This is a genomic window from Chryseobacterium endophyticum (assembly GCF_056333165.1).
This window is the reverse complement of sequence record NZ_JBWGXE010000005.1, coordinates 105693-124311: the sequence shown is the minus strand read 5'-3', so window position 1 is coordinate 124311 and position 18619 is coordinate 105693. Positions and strand designations below refer to the sequence as shown.

Below are 18619 nucleotides of genomic sequence, written 5' to 3'. Positions count from 1 at the left end.
GATCACTAATATTTCACGAATATCACTAATTTAATTTGTGGAAATTTGTGAAATTATTTGTGCCTTTTGTGGTTTACAAAAACAGTTATGAAAATAGGCGATAAAGTTTCGGTGGTAGACGAGGATTTGAGTGGAGTAATCACTTCGGTCAACGGAGATATTGTTGTTTTTAAAGATGAATACGGGTTTACTTACCAATATCCGAAAACTAAACTGGTTCCGAAAAATTCGGATCTATATGAAAATATTAAAGTTGTAAAAAAAGCAGAACCTAAAAAAAATATTTCTAAAAAGCATCAGAAAAATGCATTGGTCCTGGATCTCCATTTTCATCACCTGGTAAAAAATCCCAATGATTATGATAGTTTTGAAAGGTTATTCATTCAGAAGGAAAGATTGATCGAAACGTTGAATTTCTGCAGGAAAAATCATCTTAAAAGATTAGAGATCGTACATGGAATTGGTGACGGAATCCTTCAGCGAATGGTTTGGGATGTCCTGGAAAGCCAGACCGGGCTCGATTTTTACAACAAGGAAATACTTCATCATCAATCGGGTGCGGTAATGGTAGAATTTCACTAAATTTGCAGGAATCAAATTATGAATATACTTAATTTACTTTTTACCAAGGACGGACTCATCTACCAGATTGCCAGAAACAAGAGCATTGTGGAAGAGAAGTCGTATTTTACGGATGAAGATTCCCCCGAGCATTTTATCCGGGATACGCTGGACCAGGTCCTGCTGAAACAGCGGTTTGATGAGATCCATGTGATCTCGGCGCTGAATCATTTTACCCTGATGCCGGAAGGTTTCTCCGAGCACGAAGCCGGATTCGACCTGATTGCCTTCAATGCACCGGTAGATAAGGAAAAAGAGGAGCTGATGCTTTCCATCAACGAAAAATTCAGAATCCAGTTCTATTATACTTTTCCGAAGGAATTCTATAAAAAAATCAAAGAGCTGGCGGTACCGGTACAGTTCAATTTCTCCGGCGAAAAGTTTTTAAACAGTATTCATTATAAAAACAACAAGGAAATCCACATTAACCTGTATCATAACCAATGTGAGTTTTTCGCCATCGACAACAAAAAAATTATCTTATACAACAACCTGGATGTAAATTCGGAGGTCGACTTCCTTTATTTCGTGATGTTCACACTCAGTAAAATCGGTTTCGGGATCAATGAAACCCACTTTTTTGCTTATGGGGAGACCACTGAGAACGAAACTTTCATTTCGGAACTTCAGAAATTCGTTAAGCACCTGAAAATCGTATTTGATAATATCCCCACTAAAAATTTTATATTAAATTAGGTTCTGATGACCTGATGGCAGAAAGTATCTGCTGGCTCCGTCAACACCCTATAATCCAACCACTATGTACAGAATCATTTCAGGCAAATGGAAAGCCAAGAAAATAGCCGCCCCGAAAAATTTTGATGTAAGGCCGACCACGGATTTTGCCAAGGAAGCGCTGTTCAGCATTCTGGAAAATACCTATGATATGCAGTCGGTTTCCGTATTGGACTTGTTTGCGGGAATCGGCTCCATCAGTTTTGAATTTGCCTCCAGAGGCTGCCAGGATGTGACTTCCGTGGAAATGAACCCGAAACATACGTCTTTCCTAAATACCACTGCTTCGGAGCTGGGATTCAGCCTGCAGGTGAATGTTCAGAGAGGCGATGTTTTTGACTGGCTTAAAAAATTCAGGAATAAAAAATCTTTTGAAATTGTATTTTCCGACGCTCCTTTTGAAATGGAAGAGAAAAAATACCAGGAAATCATTTCTTTGGTTTTAAACAATAAATACCTGAAAGAAAACGGCGTTCTGATCGTCGAGCACCAGAGCCGGATGAAGTTTGATCACCCAAACTTATTCGACACCAGAAAGTACGGAAATGTAAGTTTCAGTTTTTTCAGACCGAATAAAGAAGAAGATACAACGGCTTCAGCAACCGAAGAATAATCAGGACGTTTTCCTGATTATTTTTTTTGAGTTTTCCGCAGCTTCAATTCCCCATTTTGTGATCGCCTGGATCACCGGAAAAAGGGTTTTTCCAAAATCCGTTAAAGTATATTCTACCATTAATGGCGGCTTTTGGGTATAAACTTTTCGCTCGATGATGCCATCTTCTTCCAGCTGTTTCAACTGCAGGCTTAAGGTTCTTTCCGTAATGGTGGGAATCAGCTTTCTGATTTCATTATAACGTTTCGGGCCATCCGTAAGATGAACCAGGATTACCGCTTTCCATTTTCCACCGATGAATCTCATGGTGACGCTCGTACAGCAAGGATAAGTTTTATCGTCTATCGTATACATTTTTTATACTATCATTTTTTACCGTTATTGCAAATGTATAAAACTTACAATAGTTTTGCAACTATAAAAAATATAGTTAAAAAATTATGAGCTTTTTAGAAAAAATGAGATCGAGATATACGGTAAAAAAGTATAATCCGAAAGGAACCCTCAGTGAAGAAACCGTTCAGCAGCTGAAAGATATTTTACAGCTGAGTCCATCCTCCATCAACAGCCAGCCCTGGAATTTTGTATTTGTGAATGAATCTTCGGAAAACCGGGAAAAACTGGCCGATGCTTCTTACTGGAACAAAGAAAAAATCGACAACAGCAACCTGCTGATCATTTTCCAGGTGCTTAAAAAGCCGGAAGATTTTGAAAAGCAGATCGAAGCGTACCTGCCGGAAGGATCCATCAATTATTACAAAAATTTTGTAAAATCCAAAGGAGAAGTGTTCATCAAATCCTGGATGGCGCATCAGGTGTACCTTTCGCTGGGCGTCCTGCTGTCGGCCTGTGCTGAAATGGGGCTGGATTCCACACCCATGGAAGGCATTGAGAATGACAAATATGATAAGATCATCAACAACGAGAAATACGAAACCCTTTTTGCCGTAACCGTGGGAACAAGATCGGAAGAAGATACGAACCAGCCGGTACATACGCCAAAGAAAAGGCTGGAAAGCAAGGATGTAATTATAGAAATCTGATTTAATTCAAATCATTATAAAATAAAAGCTGTCTCTTCACGGGACAGCTTTGCTTTTATAGGACTTTCAGTTCGAGATCGATGGTTTTTCCGAAGAATTTCTTTGAGATTTTTTCAAAGTTTTTCGTAAGGTCCGAAAGATAGAAATGATAGCTTGGCTTAGGATTCTGATCATTCAGCAGATTATATTTATCTAAAATAATTTTCAAATGGTTAGCCACAATATTAGGAGAATCGATCACGCGGACCCGGTTTCCGTAGTATTGCTTGATCTCATCAATTAATAAAGGATAATGCGTACAACCCAGGATCAGGGTTTCTATATTTTTCAGTTTGCTGTTGCTGAGGTAATTGTAAATGATGGCGTGGGTGATCGGATGGTTTTTAAAACCTTCTTCAATGGCCGGAACCAGCAAAGGCGTTGCCAGTTCATCCACTTTGATCCATTTGTTATGCTTCCGGATGCTTTTCTTGTACAATCCCGAATTCACGGTAGCTTTCGTCGCAATCACACCGACGTTATTATGAATTTCGTAGGATACCTTTTCCGCCACAGGATTGATCACATCGATAACGGGCACTTTTCCCGCCACCGACTGCATCACTTCGTTCAACGCATTGGCCGTCGCCGTATTACAGGCAATAACAATCGCTTTACAGTTCTGCTCCAGCAGGAAATTGGTAATTTTTGTAGAATATTCGATGATGGCCTCTCTCGACTTCTCACCATACGGAAGGTGTTTGGTGTCTCCGAAATAAATAAGGTCTTCATGAGGAAGCAACCTTTTGATTTCTTTAGCGACCGTTAATCCACCCACCCCGCTATCGAAAATCCCGATAGGCTGCTTGGGTGAAAGATGCGAGTAATCCTGTTTTTTAGTTTTCAAAATTGAGATGAAATTTTATGCAAAAATAGGGAATTTTGTCACATAAAATATTACTTGAAATTCATTTAAACAATAAACAGATCCGAAGCAATACCATCGGCCATAAACCAGTTTTTTTCAGGAATTTTCAAATGTCCGTTTTCGATAATCAAAATTTCTTCTTCCAGTTTTGATTTGATCTCACTTTCGAAATGTTCTAAGATCCTACCGTTGAATTTTTCTTTTAAACGATGTAAATCAACACCCCAAACCGTCCGTAGGCCAATCATGATCATTTCATTGAACTGGTCTTCAGTCGAAAGAATTTCTTCTTCTTTTGCCAGAACATGAGCGTTCAGTTTTTTAATGTACTGCTGATTATTCGCAACATTCCAGCTTCTGATCTCAGTTCCGTTGTACGAGTGTGCTGAAGGGCCTATGCCAAGATATTCTTTGTATTTCCAATACGAAGAATTGTGTCTTGAATAAAAGCCCGGCTTCGCAAAATTGGAAACTTCATAGTGGTCAAATCCGTTATCCTTAAGGAAATCCGACAGGTAATAAAATTCTCTGTTCTGCTCTTCTTCTTTCGGGCTTTTTATTCTACCTTTTGAAATCCAGTTTTCCAGAGCGGTTTTGGGTTCAACCGTCAGTGCATATGAAGAAATGTGAGGCACTTCTAAGGCTATTGATTTATTTAAATTCTCTTTCCAAATCTCCAAGTCGGATGTAGGTGAGCCGTAAATCAAATCAATGCTTAAATTTTCAAAACCGAAATCCTGTGCTCTTTTAATGGAATCTTCCGCTTCGTTGGCAGTATGTGCCCGGTTCATCAGTTTCAGATCGGCTTCAAAGAAACTCTGGGTTCCGATGGAAAGGCGGTTGACCGGCGAATCTGACAATCCTTTTAAAAACTCTTTATTCAGATCATCCGGATTGGCTTCTAAGGTTATTTCAATATCTTTTTCAAAGCTGAAATGCCTCAGCACCTCATCGATCAACGATTTTATCTCATCCGGGGAAAGGATCGACGGTGTTCCACCGCCGAAATACAAGGAAGATAAACTTTTGTTCTGCAGTTCATTTTTTCTGAGAACGATTTCCTTTTTCATCGCAGCCAGCATGTCATCTTTAAAATTCAAAGATGTTGAAAAATGAAAGTTGCAATAGCTGCATTTCTGCTTGCAAAAAGGGATGTGGATATAAATCATAAAAAAAGCCCTGAAAAATTCAGAGCTCAAATTTATTTAAATTAAATCAATTAATATCTATAACCTCTGTGGTTAATGAAGTTATCGAAGTTATATCCTACCCCGAGCATGAAGCTGTTTCCTCCATATTCCTGGATATCAGACAATCCGATGTTGTAGGTAGCTCCTACCATAAACTTGTTGAATCTTACTTTCACTACAGGAGCAATCTGTAACTGCTGACTGTCGAATCTGTTTTGAACAGATCTGTAGTTTACCCCGAAAGAGAAAGAGTTGATATCATTGAAGAAGGTTGCCATAAGGTTCCCGTCGATTGTTCTTGTAGAGTTAGTATTCAGGTTGATCAATACGGATGGTGTTACGTACATATTATCAGCAAAATGCCAGTCCCATCCTAAGTTTAAGAAGAATTTGATAGGAGAAGGCTCACGTCCGTTTACGATGGCTTCGTCATTGGTAATGGCGATATCATTCACGGAAACCGAAGCAAAGATGTTTCTGTAGGTAGCCGCAGCCCCGAAGTTGGCATAAGCCATGAAAATATTGCTTTCACTTCCCTGTAATAGAGGATCTGAAGCATCCTGCGTATTAATCTTTGAATAATCAAAATTCATGTTGTACAAGCTGATGCTCGTTCCGAAAGAGAACTGGTCTTTTCTGTCTCCTTCGCTGCTAAGAGGAATAAAATATGAAGCACCCGCTGTAATACCACCCGCAGAAATAGGCCCATTGCTGTCTCTGAACACAGACAGACCCGCACCTACTCTATCAAAGATGTTCGCGTTGATCCCCACCGACTGTACGTTGGGAGACTCACTGAACTTCGAAAATTGCTGCTGATAGTTAAGATTAAGCTGCACATAGTCGGTCTTTCCGTATTGTGCCGGGTTGAACAGAAAATCACCATCTAAAAGGTATTGTTGATAGTATGGTAATGTTTCTTGTGCTTTGTATGCATTTGACAAAAGAGCTAAACATACGATAGCATATAGTTTTCTCATAACAAATCTTGATTTCAATTCAACAAATATAAAAAAATTCTCAATATATTTTTAGTTTTCTAAATAATTTCTCCATTTTTTTACAGCATCCGCCATATCTTTCGGCATTGGGCTTTCAAAATACAATTCTTTCTTTGTGGTCGGATGAATGAATCCTAAAGTATGGGCATGGAGCGCATGTCTCGGCAGAATTTCAAATACATTTTTTATAAACTGCTTATACTTAGGAAGATTCACTCCGCGCAGTGGGGTATGCCCTTCGTACCTTTCATCATTAAATAAAGTATGACCGATGTGTTTGAAGTGGGCTCTGATCTGGTGGGTTCTTCCTGTTTCAAGCTTACACTCGACCCAGGTCATATATCTGAATCTTTCCAGAACTTTGTAGTGGGTCACTGCATGTTTCCCCTGGCTGCCGTCTTCATAGGTGTGCATCTGCATCCTGTTTTTCGGGTGGCGCCCGATATGGCCTCTTATGGTCCCTTCATCGTCCTGTACATTTCCCCAGACAAAAGCCCAGTACAGTCTCTTTGTTTTCCTGTCGAAAAACTGTTTGGCCAGAAAGCTTAATGCATATTCATTTTTTGCGATCACCAGAAGTCCGGAGGTATCCTTATCAATCCTGTGAACGAGCCCTACCCTGTCGAGATCGGATTTTGCTCCGTTTTGCTCAAAATGATAGGCCAGCGCGTTGACCAGCGTTCCGTCCCAGTTTCCGAATCCCGGATGTACGACCATCCCCGGATCTTTATCGACGACAATCAGGTCATCATCTTCGTATACAATGTTGATAGGGATATTCTGCGGGATGATCACATTCTCTCTTGGCGGATGTGCCAGCAGTACGGAAATCTGGTCTCCCGGCTTTACACGGTAATTTTGCTTGACAGGCGTTCCGTTAACGACTACGTTTCCCGCTCTGCAGGTCTGCGAAATTTTATTTCTTGAAGAATTCTGACGGAAAATCAACAGAAACTTATCGATCCTCAAAGGTTCCTGACTTTTGTCTACGGTAATGTTGAGATGTTCATAAAGCCCTTTGTTTTCCTCATCAATATCGATATTTTCGATACTGTCGCGGTCTAACAATTCATCATCCAAAAAATCTTCGTTATCTTCTGCCATTGTTTTATTTTTTTATACAAAAGGCTTCAACATAATAAAGTTGAAGCCTGTATTTTTATGTGAATTAATATTATTCTACGACTACTTTCTTAGCCTTTGGCTTTTCTGCCGGTTTTTGCGTCGAAGCAGCCGGTTTGGTATTGGAGACTGTATTTCCGCTGCCGGTATTGGAAGTTGTACTTCTTGGCTTCGAACTTTCATTAGAGGAACCGGTTGTTTTACCCGTCGATCTCTGAGTTTCTATTTTCGGTGTTTCTGAAGAAGGCTTAGGGCTTTCTCTCCTAGGAGCAGGAGGAACCTGAGGTTCTTCGTAGGCAGGCTCATGGTAGGCAGGAACTTCCTGATACTGTACCGGAGGCAGTCCCGTATCAACTTTCATCCTGTAAATAGAATTCAGTTCTTCGATTTTTGCCCGCAATTCTGCAGGAGTTCTCTTACTTGCCCAAAGATCCATCTGCATTCCCTGATCCCTTACATCTCCTGCGGCAGGATCCTGGTAATAAATGATATCGGATTCATCTTTACTTCCATCCTCATGTTCTACCAGCCCCACTTCAAACATGCTTCTTGCGATTACAGCTCTGGCCTCTTTCACGGTAAGCCCTACAACATTAGGAATGGAGATATTTCTCATCGGCCCTGAACCGATAACGACATCTACGACAGAAAATCTCGGAAGCTTTGTCTTCGGTTTTACGGCTGTTCCTTTAAACATAATTCTTAGGACAGCATCTTTCTGAATGCTTGGTTCATAAATGGTATCGCCCACTTTTAGTCCTACCTGTTCCAATCTCTGGAAAGCAAGACCCGAATATTTATTAATGACATCAGGAACCTCTACCCGGGCCCATGTTCTCGGATTTACTTTAATTTGAATGGCTCTTCCATCCTTCACTCTTGAGCCTGGCGAAGGATACACCTGCAATACCTGGAAAGGCCTGTACTTAGGGTCATATTTAAAGCTATCTACTTCATAGTCCAAACCTGCATCATCCAATATTTTGATTGCTTCCTGTACTGATTTATTGACAATATTGGGAACGGGAATTTCCTGACCGTGATTGGTATGGTATTCCAGCCAGCGGAATGTAAGCCAGACCAGCCCTACAAAAACACCGATGGCAACAACTAAGTTCAGTAAAACTTTCCAATTGAAAAGTGATTTAAGCATACTTAATATTACTATAATTAGACAGCAAATATAACTAATATTTTAGAATGTACTTTTATTTTCCTATTTCATTTTCCTTTTCAAAATTTCAGGATTTACAAAATTGCATTGTATAAAATCATTAAATTTGCCCCAATTGATACTTTACAAATATGAGCAAAAAAAGTGTTGCCGTAGTGATGGGGGGCTATTCTGACGAATATGTTGTATCATTAAAGAGCGGACAATTAATCTACGATTCTCTGGATAGAAATCTTTACGATGTATATAAAGTGGTTATTCTGAAAGATGAGTGGTATTTTTTAGATGAAAACAATCAGAAATTCCCGATCAGTAAGGGTGATTTTTCGGTCATCACAGACCGCGATACAACCTTGAGATTCGATGTCTGCTTCAATATCATTCACGGAACACCGGGTGAAAACGGAATTCTTCAGGCATATTGGGATGCCATCGGACAAAAATACACGGGATGTGATTTTTACCAGAGTGCGCTTACCTTCAATAAAAAAGACACTTTGGCTGTACTCTCAAAATATGGGATTCCTTCCGCAAAAAGTGTTTATTTGAGAAAAGGAGAAAATATCAATACCGATGAGATCATAGATCACCTCGGATTGCCCGTTTTTGTAAAGCCGAATCAGTCGGGCTCTTCACTGGGCATTTCAAAAGTGAAAGAAAAATCTGAACTGCTTGCCGCTACCGAACTCGCCTTTAAAGAAGATGATGAAATTTTAATTGAAAGCTTCCTGAACGGAATGGAAGTTTCTGTCGGAGTCATTGATTATAAAGGAGAAACGATTGTTTTGGGAATTACTGAAATCGTTCCTAAAAATGAGTTTTTCGATTATGAAGCCAAGTATGAAGGAGCTTCTGAGGAAATTACCCCCGCAAGAATAGACGACGAAACAAGAATCCGCGTGGAAGAAATCGCAAAAAAAGCATACAATTCTCTGGGGATGAGCGGTTTTTCACGCAGCGAATTTATCCTGATGGACGGAATTCCGTACATGCTCGAGATGAATACCAACCCCGGATTTTCTCCGGCCAGCATCCTTCCGCAACAGGCAAAGATTTACGGAATCTCCATCACCGATCTTTGCGGAAATGAGGTTGAAAAAGCTTTAAACAAAAGAAATTAGACATTAGAAATAAGATACTAGAGTAAAAGACTCTTTTATTAGCTTATAACTTATAACTTTATCACGCATGAAAATTGCTGTTTTTCCGGGATCATTTGATCCTATCACCTTAGGGCATTACGACATTATAGAACGGGCGGCGCCGCTTTTCGATAAACTGATCATTGCTATCGGGCAGAATTCACAGAAAAAATACATGTTTCCGCTGGAAAAAAGAATGGAATTCATCCAGAATTCCGTTGCCGAATTCCCGAATGTGGAAGTCGATTATTTTGAAGGGCTTACCGTTGACTATTGTTTTGAAAAGAATGCCCAATACATCATCAGGGGATTAAGAAATCCGGCAGACTTTGAGTTTGAAAAAGCCATCGCCCATACCAACAGAACTTTAGCCCATAAAAAGCTGGAAACGGTCTTTTTACTGACCTCATCGGGAAAATCGTTTATCAGCAGCAGCATTGTACGGGAAATCATCAACCACGGCGGAGAATACGGGCTTTTGGTTCCGGATTCCGTGAGGGTTGAGAAAAGTTAAAATAATTGATCATCTATAAATGATGATTGATAGCTTACATGAAATTGACCCAATTGATTATCAATCATCATTTATCAATCATAATATATGCACGAGCAGTTTAATTTTGCCATAGAAGTTCTTGGGACGATCTCTTTTTCGATGTCGGGAAGTTTTGCTGCTATGCAGAAACGGCTTGATCCGTTCGGCGTACTGATCATTGCTTTTGTAACATCTGTTGGCGGCGGAACCGTGAGGGATTTGCTTCTGGATATTCCGGTGTTCTGGATGCACGATCTCCTGACCTGTGCTTTGATTATCCTGACCAGTATTTTCACGATGATTTTTAAATCTTTTGAAAAAAATTTCAGGGTAACTCTTTTTATTTTCGACAGCTTCGGACTCGGCCTGTTTACGATAATCGGCGTTCAGAAAGGTTTGCACGCGGATATCCATCCTCTGATCTGTATCGGCTTGGGAACGATTACGGGATGCTTCGGAGGGATTATCCGGGATATTCTTCTCAACAGAATCCCATTGATTTTCAGGAAAGAAATCTACGCCACAGCATGTATCGTCGGAGGTTCTGCGTTTCTGTTACTGACAAAATTCACGACGCTCACCTACACTATCATACAGATTTTCACCATTTTACTAATTGTAAGCATAAGAACACTCGCCGTGAAATATCACTGGCAGATTCCCAAGTTCTACGGTTATACTAATGATGCGGAAATGTAATTTAATTGCTTTCATTTATCCGTATCTTTGGGATACAACACAACTGACACTTCAGTTATTAAACATCCACACATGTTGTGAATTGCTTTCATTTATCCGTATCTTTGGGATACAACACAACTTTAATATTTTTTATTTAATAAACTTTCCTGTTGTGAATTGCTTTCATTTATCCGTATCTTTGGGATACAACACAACTGAGAGTTCTTTGGTATTCTTTGCGGATTTGTTGTGAATTGCTTTCATTTATCCGTATCTTTGGGATACAACACAACCATAATTTAATTTTTACCAAAGATAAATAAGTTGTGAATTGCTTTCATTTATCCGTATCTTTGGCATACAACACAACAAATAGGCTTTGGCGGTAGTCAGTTGATGCGTTGTGAATTGCTTTCATTTATCCGTATCTTTGGGATACAACACAACAAAAAACGTACTGAGGAAATCATAGAAGCTGTTGTGAATTGCTTTCATTTATCCGTATCTTTGGGATACAACACAACGAAAGAATCAACCCGGATAACGTAGCCTCTGTTGTGAATTGCTTTCATTTATCCGTATCTTTGGGATACAACACAACCGCCGATAAAGGCGCGTATTCCGCTTACTTGTTGTGAATTGCTTTCATTTATCCGTATCTTTGGGATACAACACAACTTTAAGCCCTAATGAGATGAGGATTGCGGGTTGTGAATTGCTTTCATTTATCCGTATCTTTGGGATACAACACAACAACAAGGCGCTTGTTACCGGAGATTTGGCTGTTGTGAATTGCTTTCATTTATCCGTATCTTTGGGATACAACACAACCACAGCGGTACACCAAATAACAATATATGAGTTGTGAATTGCTTTCATTTATCCGTATCTTTGGGATACAACACAACATCTTTTGACCTATTGCAAAACGTTTACCGGTTGTGAATTGCTTTCATTTATCCGTATCTTTGGGATACAACACAACGTATGAAGCGTGATCGACAAGTCTAATTCTGTTGTGAATTGCTTTCATTTATCCGTATCTTTGGGATACAACACAACTGTTGTATATATCCGCGTTAGCGCTGGCGCGTTGTGAATTGCTTTCATTTATCCGTATCTTTGGGATACAACACAACCTCAACATTTAACCCACTGAATAACAGTGGGTTTATTTATTATTTAGGATTAAAAAAATCAGAAAAGCTCGAGCTGTTGGAAGGTCGGAGGCGGCTCTTCTTTATTCCTGGCAAAGAAGATCTCGATGTCGCCGAACTGCTTATCCGTAATGCACATAATGGCAACTTTTCCGGCTTTGGGAAGCATAAACTTAACTCTTTTAATATGCACTTCCGCGTTTTCACGGCTCGGGCAATGACGCACGTACATGGAAAATTGGAACAACGTGAAGCCATCATCGATCAGGGCTTTCCGGAAACGGTTGGCGTCCTTCATGTTGGCTTTCGTTTCGGTCGGAAGATCATACAATACTAGTACCCACATAATCCGGTATGCATTAAACCTTTCGGCGTTCATATTTTTCTTTGTAAAATGTACAATGTAAAAAGTAATTCAATTCATCAGATCAGTTCGGGATAAGAGATCAGCCGCTTTTCTCCCGTGTAACATCTATAAAGCGAAGAAGCAGTTGATTTTACAGCTACCAGCAAAGGTCTTGTTTTACCGTCAATCAGCACATCCCTGGTCGCAATCTGAAGAATATGCGCTTTGAATTCTTTCGTCAGTTCCTCAGATTCCGGGTAAGCTTTCAGCCACTGCATCACCAGCAAATCGAGAAATGGACGGTAAGGTTCCATCAGATCATCCGCCAGGCAGTACGGATTGTATTTGTTTTTATGAAAGATGCCGAGAACCGGGAGCAGTCCTGTTTCAACAATCGCCCGGGCCACAATGCTCCGGAGCACCGCATAACCGAAATTAAAAAACTGGTTGGGAGAATCCCCGAAACGCTGTCGCAGGAAATCCAGGCTGATCAGGTATTTCCAGTAATGCTGGGCGGCAATTCCTTCTATATTAGTAATATCGCCTGACTTTACATTCCGCTGGTATTCAATCATCGGTTCGTAATAATTTCCAAGCTTTATCAGGACATTTTTCTGGTTTTCAATCTTGCATTCCACCGTCTGTTTCCACAGCTGCTTTTTCAACGGTTCACTGGCTTCCAGCTGGTCTTTTACCCTGTCTGAATGCTCGGTATGTCCGTACAGCGGCAACATGATTCCATGCGGCAGGTGATGCGCATCACAGCTGATCACTACCACATTGTTTCCCATCATTTTCTGAATAAGGTTATGCGAAATGGTGATTTGATAATGGTCCAGCATCAGCAGTCCCAGATCTTCCACAGGGACACTCCCCTTTTCCGTTTTGGTTTCCGGACAGAGGATTTTCAGCTGCTTGTCTTTGAGCTTGAGATAAGCGGGATTGCCAATATAGATGGAGCGGGTGATCATAATGTAAAAATTTTAATATTCTCCTACCTGAACTATTTTCCCCAGATGATTCAGACGAACCTTTAAAACACCTTTTAATCCGCTTAATCCCTCTCTTCTCCAAGTGACTCCTTTCAAGGCAGAATTATCTTCAACATTAGTTTCCAGATGATGCCTAAAAAAATAATCTTTTATGGTAAACTTTTGTACTCTAAACAAGTTTTTAGAAATCAAACTTAGGTTCTTATCATCAAATAAATCCGCTTCTAATGGATCAAAATCTTCAGAAGGAAATAAAAACATTTCATTTTGTTTCAGTGTAAATAAAAACTTCCAGCCTAACTCAGCATTATATTCTTTATCAATAATCGGTAAATTTTGGTTTACTCTTTCAACAGCTTCATAAAAGCTAACAACTTTTTCCTGAAAATTTCCATTTACATCTTCATAAATAGCTACATGATGATTATTGCCAGTACTCACAAAGTCGACAGCTATCTTTCTACCATTTTCATCTAAAATTTCTCTTCCTAAATGATCTTTTTTATAATGTAAAGCTTCAGCATTATTAATCCCTGAAATGGTAACCGTCTTTATAGCAATCCCTTTAGATTTATTAAGCCAGATTGGATTCTTTTCCAAATCAGAAAAAGCTTCTTTGGAATTTCCATTAAATTCTTTTAATCTTTCTATTAATATATTCTTAACCCCTTTATCAATTACCTTTTCAATATTTTTATAATCTTTAAAATTATCCGGATTGACAGCTTTTCGAATTGTATAACCTGTTTCATACCAAGCTAAAATTACACTCTCAGGTATCTTCTCATTTTCACTTAAATAGATGGGATTTTTTGAAATAATATTTTTTCCTGTAAATGCTTTTTTAGGATCTTCTCCAAATTCTTTTAATCTATGTAATAAAGCTTTTCTATAGCTTTCGTTTTGGACCTTTTGAACAGTTTCCCAATCGAATTTTCCTGATATTTTTTCTTCTCTGGTTTTAAGAAATTTTGAGCTTCCGTAAATCGTTTCTTTATGAAGCTGACCTCTTGGTGTAAGTTCTGTCTTTGCAATTATGCCACCTTTTTTCTTAATTTTATTAATGTTCTTAGTTACAACCTTATTTTTAGCTTTATGAGAAATTAAGATCTCATCTAAATATTTTCTGGCTTCTTTTCTAAGATTTTTTACAGGTTCTTTAAATCGTCTTTCTTTTGAACCATTTTTCTTTTCAACTATTTCTGTAATATTTTTCTCAATATTTGTAATTATTTTATGCTCTTTATGCTCTTCATTTTTTCTTGCATTTAAATAATTTAAATACTGAATATGATTATGTGTTGTAAAAGCAACCGTCAAAGCATCCATCGCATGATGGCGATGGTCGTTTCGTTTCGTCCAATCTATAATTCTCTGTTTCTCTTCTCCCTTCGAATTAATAACCGTTTCGGTAAAACCTAATTTTCTGTATTTTTCCAGATTAAGTTCTTTCATTGTATTTACGAGATTCCAATCCTCACGAAGTTTATCTGTTATCCTTCCAGAAGTTGAAATTACAGAATTGGTTATTCCGAAGAGTATTTCCCTAGATTTTTTCGCAATGTATTGGGTGTTCCGTAAATCTCTTTCAATAAAGCCATCTCCTATTTCAATACCTTTTTTTTGTAATTTTTCAAATTTGGCTTTTGTAATTGCTCCTTTATCATACAGATCTCGTATAATGTTGAGAAATTTTTCTAACTTTTCTTTTCCTTCTATTTCAAGATAATCGAAAGCTGTAAAATTTCCTTTTTTGAGATTGGCTCCCCGTGGTACCAAAACTTTATTGGAAAAACTGTCATCAAAAAATCGGGATTGTGGTATGATGTGGTCTATATCATATTTCTCACTAAATAAATTTTCACGTTCAATTTTCGCATTTGTATATAAATCTTTAAAGCCATTATTTGCCAGTTCTAAGTATAACTTATAACGGATAATATCATTTCTTGATGGAACAGGAATATTAAATTCCTTTCTTAAAATTTCAGCATATTTCTGATGCTGTATGGTGGCTTTGTTAATTTCAGAAGTCATGGTCGCACGTTCTTCCGCACTAAATTTAAGCTCTCGTGCAAGTTCGATTCTTATTTCATCAGGTCTTCCGTATTCTTTAATGAGTTCATTTACCAGATTAATCATTTGATTTAAGATCTTTTCAACTACAGGATTTCGTAAGGAATTTTTTGGAAGTATTTCTAACTGCTCCTTTAATACGCGGTTTTCTAACTGTTCTTTGGTCAAAGAATTTTTAGAATGATTATAACCTGCATAATTACAGGCTACACTGTATTTATGCTCTTTGATGAATGGATAAATCTTTCTCATAGCCTTAGTACTCAGACTTCCATAATCCTGAGGAAAACCGATTTCCGCCAATATTTTGGAATGTTCTTTTTTGAAACCGAATTTCTTTTCCAATAATTCATATAGCTTTTCATTCCCGGAAGGAGAATCATCACCTTCATAAGAATAAAGCAAATGCCACAGTTGATAAGAAGACTGTCTTTCAAAATCACTTCCTTCCAATTCGGGATTGAAGTTCAGAATAGAAATATCAATTCCCAATTCCGACAGCTTTTCCCTAACAAATGTTTTTATAATCTTTGCAGAAACATTTATTTTAGAAACTTTTATTTCATCCTCAATGGTTAATTTAAATTCTTTTGGGAATTCTATTCCTTCACTGGCAATAATCTTCAGAAAAGCAGTATACAAATTTTCATTGGTATAGTTTCCTTCAATTTCTTTCAAATTTGCTTTCCACTCTTTTCCTGAATAACCAACAAGATCTAAAACATCCTTTGCCGAAAGTTTTCCTTTAATATTCACTTCATCAAAAATGGATTGTTTAAAATCAAAATCTATAGGAAAAACTTCCTTTGTATCTACATTTTGAAACAGTAAATTATTAAGAACCTGCCAGATTTTAAACTCCTGAAATAACGGAGAAGACTTTGGTGCTACTTTTAAACCAATCGTCTTCTTTTTTATTTTTCCATTTTCTGTAATTTCAATTTTTCTGTTTTCAAACTCACAGATACTGATTAAACCTTTCTGTGATTTCAGTTTTCTTTGATAAAAAATAATAATATCCCGAACTTCTGCTTTTAAATCCTCCGTTAATTCTTTATGATACTTTGCTTGGGTTTCCCAAATTTTATCGAATTCGTCTAAATAATCCTGTCGATAGAAAACCTGATTTTTAAGCTTCGCGTGAGGATTGTCTTTCAACTGCTGAAATAAATATTCTCCAACAGTCTGATTCTTAAAATATAATTCCTTGCTTCTATCACTTATTGCTCCCAAATACCCGCTTGAACTATTCAGATTGCTATTGATCTCCTGAAGAACAACCGCCAGGCTTTCAAAATCCAATTGTTTTTTTACAGCTTTACTTCTCCAAAGATATTTTTCTTCTTTTTTTTCCTGAGTAGTACCTGTTTGTTTTATTCCTACAAGAGAAAATGGTTCTTTTAAAATGGCCCAGGTGGCATTTTTATTCTTTCCCTGTAAATCGTTATAAAGCTGCTCCGTAAGAATTTCAGGATAAAAATTCCTTTGAAAATTCCAGACCTTATCAAATTCCGAATGTAAATCCGAACGGTAAAAATCAGGCAATTGTTTCTTTCCCTCCTGTAAAAGTTGGTATGAATATTCTCCCGGAGTTAAATTCTCTTCATATAATTTTTTGGCAACAAACATTCCGTCTATAATCTGTCCTTCATCATCATTTTTGGCTTTACGGCTGCTTTTGTATCCTCTTTTTTTATTAATTAAAAGTAAGACTCTTGCAAATTCAGCCAGATCAATTTTTTCCTGTGCTGCTTTTGCTCTTAATTCCTGAGTTTGAAAAGTAGAATTTTTGCCTACCTCAGCAAGGAAATCATTTTCAGTAAGAATATTATTTTTTATTAAAATCTCGATAAGATTAGCCCTTCTTAACTTAAACCTTTGAAGATTTCTTCTTGCACTTCTGGCTAAAGTTCTTCCGGCATTGGTCGTAATCGGTTTTCCTTTTTCAAAATTCAATTGTTCATCAACAGTAAGCGGATTGACGCGAACTCCAAGTTTAATGATCTTATTATGTTCAGGACTTTTAGAATCTTCCTGAACATAGGCCCATCCTATTGAAGATACGCCTAAATCAAGTCCAAGTATATTTTTAGTCATAATCTATTAGTTTTTAGAAATTGCTTAAATGTAAAAATAAATGAATAAGTATTTTTACGGGAAACCATAAATCAGTTAAAAAAAAATTTTCTAGATTTGTATTCGAAAGCAATTCACAATAAGGATAATTCCGTTGTGAAAACATTTAGCGCCTCGACTATCTTCGGGGCATTTTTTATTTTCAAAAATGAACTCTTGAAGTAACTTTTATCATTCATAAAAATGCCAGCATCAAACCGGAACAGCATTTTTACGATTGTTAAATACGGATAAAATCATAAATGGTTACAAAATATCATTACAATAAAAAACAGGAAAAATGAAGGCCATTTTTCCTGTTTTTTATTTATGTAACCTATTGCTAATAGGAAAGATACACTTCACACAAAGCAATGCATAGCGGTGACGAAAAAGTTCTTTTAAAAATTTTGGTGAAGTATTTATAGAATTTTAATACCTTCTTTATTTTACGCTTGACAATCTGCCGATTAGCATGCCGGGCGATCCTGTTCAGGCAGAAATCTACCGGACAGCCGTACAGATAAGAATATTGTTCGGCAATGATTCTGATCACCTGAGGATCATTGCTGAGTCTGGCAAAATTTGCAAGTCTTTTATTCAGATCAATCGAATCGTAGAAGCTCATCCTGTTCAGATCGACCATGTAAATTGAATAGGCATCGTTTTCCTTCCGAATTAAAAAATTATTTGGTGAATTGTCTAAAAACAGGATCCCATCATTATGCAGGCGAAACATTAATGAGGTGTACTCTTTTATAATTTCTTCACGGTCAACAAAAGCAGGGTCCCGGAGAACATGGTCAAAAGTCCAGCAATCTTCCAGCTGTTCACTGACGTAGTAGCTGGATGTCAATCCGATAATGTCATGATTTTCAATATAGGCGATAGGTTTTGGGGTCCAATAGCTTTTCCGGAGAAGCATATGCGCATATTCAAATGAGCGCTGTGCTTTAGATTTCCGGTAAAACTTATAGATGTGCCTGTTGATGATATTATGTTGTTTAAATAATTTAAAATTAAAATGTACCCCCTTCAATTTAAATACTTTAATCACATTCCGTGAACCATCTCCAATTAATCTGCCGTCATATTTGAACTTTTTTAATGTTGACAGAATATCATCCTTATACGTATATAAGCCTTCAGCAAAAGTAAATTTCATATTA

The 18619-nt window shown here is 37.8% G+C and carries 16 protein-coding genes, 1 pseudogene and 1 CRISPR repeat array; of the genes and pseudogenes, 7 read left to right on the top strand and 10 right to left on the bottom strand.

The annotated features are described in order from the left end of the window. Positions 1-87: 87 nt before the first annotated feature. The 3 genes from AC0N32_RS12870 (at position 88) to AC0N32_RS12860 (ending at position 1969) form a co-directional block, all read left to right on the top strand. A complete protein-coding gene (locus tag AC0N32_RS12870; protein WP_476394267.1) occupies positions 88-582 on the top strand; it encodes a Smr/MutS family protein in 495 nt (164 codons plus the stop codon). An 18-nt stretch (positions 583-600) separates the two neighbouring features. Beyond that, complete coding sequence (locus tag AC0N32_RS12865) at positions 601-1317, top strand: DUF3822 family protein (RefSeq protein WP_476394266.1); 717 nt, start codon at positions 601-603, stop codon at positions 1315-1317. A 64-nt stretch (positions 1318-1381) separates the two neighbouring features. Next, entirely contained in the window at positions 1382-1969 is a 588-nt protein-coding gene (locus AC0N32_RS12860; protein ID WP_476394265.1) for an RsmD family RNA methyltransferase, read from the top strand. Here AC0N32_RS12860 and AC0N32_RS12855 read toward each other — a convergent pair whose 3' ends face one another. Then, on the bottom strand, positions 1970-2323 hold the full coding sequence (locus AC0N32_RS12855) for a winged helix-turn-helix transcriptional regulator (protein WP_476394264.1): 354 nt from the start codon (positions 2321-2323) through the stop codon (positions 1970-1972). It abuts the gene before it with no gap. An 86-nt stretch (positions 2324-2409) separates the two neighbouring features. Here AC0N32_RS12855 and AC0N32_RS12850 point away from each other — a divergent pair, with 86 nt between their 5' ends. After that, positions 2410-3012, top strand: a complete 603-nt coding sequence (locus AC0N32_RS12850; protein WP_476394263.1) for a nitroreductase family protein — start codon at positions 2410-2412, stop codon at positions 3010-3012. A 55-nt stretch (positions 3013-3067) separates the two neighbouring features. Here the strand turns inward: AC0N32_RS12850 and murI are convergent, their stop codons facing one another. From murI to AC0N32_RS12825, 5 genes are all read right to left on the bottom strand, one after another. Next, a complete protein-coding gene (murI, locus tag AC0N32_RS12845) occupies positions 3068-3898 on the bottom strand; it encodes a glutamate racemase (protein WP_476394262.1) in 831 nt (276 codons plus the stop codon). Positions 3899-3963: 65 nt separating this feature from the next. Next, positions 3964-5073: a radical SAM family heme chaperone HemW gene (gene hemW, locus AC0N32_RS12840; protein WP_476394479.1), complete on the bottom strand. Its 1110-nt coding sequence runs from the start codon at positions 5071-5073 to the stop codon at positions 3964-3966. Between the two features lie 65 nt (positions 5074-5138). Continuing rightward, the gene (locus tag AC0N32_RS12835) at positions 5139-6089 is read right to left on the bottom strand and encodes a PorP/SprF family type IX secretion system membrane protein (protein ID WP_476394261.1); all 951 of its coding nucleotides are present in this window, start codon (positions 6087-6089) and stop codon (positions 5139-5141) included. A gap of 51 nt (positions 6090-6140) precedes the next feature. Further along, positions 6141-7214 carry an RluA family pseudouridine synthase gene (locus AC0N32_RS12830; protein WP_476394260.1) on the bottom strand — a complete coding sequence of 358 codons (1074 nt, stop codon included), beginning with the start codon at positions 7212-7214 and terminating at the stop codon, positions 6141-6143. A 70-nt stretch (positions 7215-7284) separates the two neighbouring features. After that, positions 7285-8385: a PASTA domain-containing protein gene (locus AC0N32_RS12825; RefSeq protein ID WP_476394259.1), complete on the bottom strand. Its 1101-nt coding sequence runs from the start codon at positions 8383-8385 to the stop codon at positions 7285-7287. A 152-nt stretch (positions 8386-8537) separates the two neighbouring features. On the opposite strand from AC0N32_RS12825, the gene AC0N32_RS12820 reads away from it, so the two are divergent. The 3 genes and pseudogenes from AC0N32_RS12820 to AC0N32_RS12810 form a co-directional block, all read left to right on the top strand. Further along, positions 8538-9527, top strand: a complete 990-nt coding sequence (locus AC0N32_RS12820; RefSeq protein WP_476394258.1) for a D-alanine--D-alanine ligase — start codon at positions 8538-8540, stop codon at positions 9525-9527. A gap of 67 nt (positions 9528-9594) precedes the next feature. After that, positions 9595-10062: a pantetheine-phosphate adenylyltransferase gene (gene coaD, locus AC0N32_RS12815; protein ID WP_476394257.1), complete on the top strand. Its 468-nt coding sequence runs from the start codon at positions 9595-9597 to the stop codon at positions 10060-10062. An 87-nt stretch (positions 10063-10149) separates the two neighbouring features. Next, positions 10150-10779: pseudogene (locus tag AC0N32_RS12810) on the top strand (trimeric intracellular cation channel family protein); the annotation flags it as partial. Beyond that, positions 10780-11903: a CRISPR direct-repeat array (repeat unit 47 nt; unit sequence GTTGTGAATTGCTTTCATTTATCCGTATCTTTGGGATACAACACAAC). A 58-nt stretch (positions 11904-11961) separates the two neighbouring features. On the opposite strand, the gene cas2 reads toward AC0N32_RS12810, so the two are convergent. From cas2 to AC0N32_RS12790, 4 genes are all read right to left on the bottom strand, one after another. Next, entirely contained in the window at positions 11962-12300 is a 339-nt protein-coding gene (cas2, locus tag AC0N32_RS12805; protein WP_007842732.1) for a CRISPR-associated endonuclease Cas2, read from the bottom strand. A gap of 44 nt (positions 12301-12344) precedes the next feature. Then, entirely contained in the window at positions 12345-13238 is an 894-nt protein-coding gene (cas1, locus tag AC0N32_RS12800; protein WP_476394256.1) for a type II CRISPR-associated endonuclease Cas1, read from the bottom strand. A 12-nt stretch (positions 13239-13250) separates the two neighbouring features. After that, positions 13251-17432: a type II CRISPR RNA-guided endonuclease Cas9 gene (gene cas9 / locus AC0N32_RS12795; protein ID WP_476394255.1), complete on the bottom strand. Its 4182-nt coding sequence runs from the start codon at positions 17430-17432 to the stop codon at positions 13251-13253. Between the two features lie 361 nt (positions 17433-17793). Beyond that, on the bottom strand, positions 17794-18615 hold the full coding sequence (locus tag AC0N32_RS12790) for a lipopolysaccharide kinase InaA family protein (protein ID WP_476394254.1): 822 nt from the start codon (positions 18613-18615) through the stop codon (positions 17794-17796). Positions 18616-18619: the final 4 nt, after the last annotated feature.

Coding starts and splice junctions, on each gene's coding strand:
- AC0N32_RS12835 (WP_476394261.1), bottom strand. CDS start 6,089: ATGAGAAAACTATATGCTATCGTATGTTTAGCTCTTTTGTCAAATGCA.
- AC0N32_RS12850 (WP_476394263.1), top strand. CDS start 2,410: ATGAGCTTTTTAGAAAAAATGAGATCGAGATATACGGTAAAAAAGTAT.
- cas2 (WP_007842732.1), bottom strand. CDS start 12,300: ATGAACGCCGAAAGGTTTAATGCATACCGGATTATGTGGGTACTAGTA.
- AC0N32_RS12830 (WP_476394260.1), bottom strand. CDS start 7,214: ATGGCAGAAGATAACGAAGATTTTTTGGATGATGAATTGTTAGACCGC.
- AC0N32_RS12865 (WP_476394266.1), top strand. CDS start 601: ATGAATATACTTAATTTACTTTTTACCAAGGACGGACTCATCTACCAG.
- AC0N32_RS12825 (WP_476394259.1), bottom strand. CDS start 8,385: ATGCTTAAATCACTTTTCAATTGGAAAGTTTTACTGAACTTAGTTGTT.
- AC0N32_RS12820 (WP_476394258.1), top strand. CDS start 8,538: ATGAGCAAAAAAAGTGTTGCCGTAGTGATGGGGGGCTATTCTGACGAA.
- cas1 (WP_476394256.1), bottom strand. CDS start 13,238: ATGATCACCCGCTCCATCTATATTGGCAATCCCGCTTATCTCAAGCTC.
- AC0N32_RS12790 (WP_476394254.1), bottom strand. CDS start 18,615: ATGAAATTTACTTTTGCTGAAGGCTTATATACGTATAAGGATGATATT.
- coaD (WP_476394257.1), top strand. CDS start 9,595: ATGAAAATTGCTGTTTTTCCGGGATCATTTGATCCTATCACCTTAGGG.
- AC0N32_RS12860 (WP_476394265.1), top strand. CDS start 1,382: ATGTACAGAATCATTTCAGGCAAATGGAAAGCCAAGAAAATAGCCGCC.
- AC0N32_RS12870 (WP_476394267.1), top strand. CDS start 88: ATGAAAATAGGCGATAAAGTTTCGGTGGTAGACGAGGATTTGAGTGGA.
- AC0N32_RS12855 (WP_476394264.1), bottom strand. CDS start 2,323: ATGTATACGATAGACGATAAAACTTATCCTTGCTGTACGAGCGTCACC.
- cas9 (WP_476394255.1), bottom strand. CDS start 17,432: ATGACTAAAAATATACTTGGACTTGATTTAGGCGTATCTTCAATAGGA.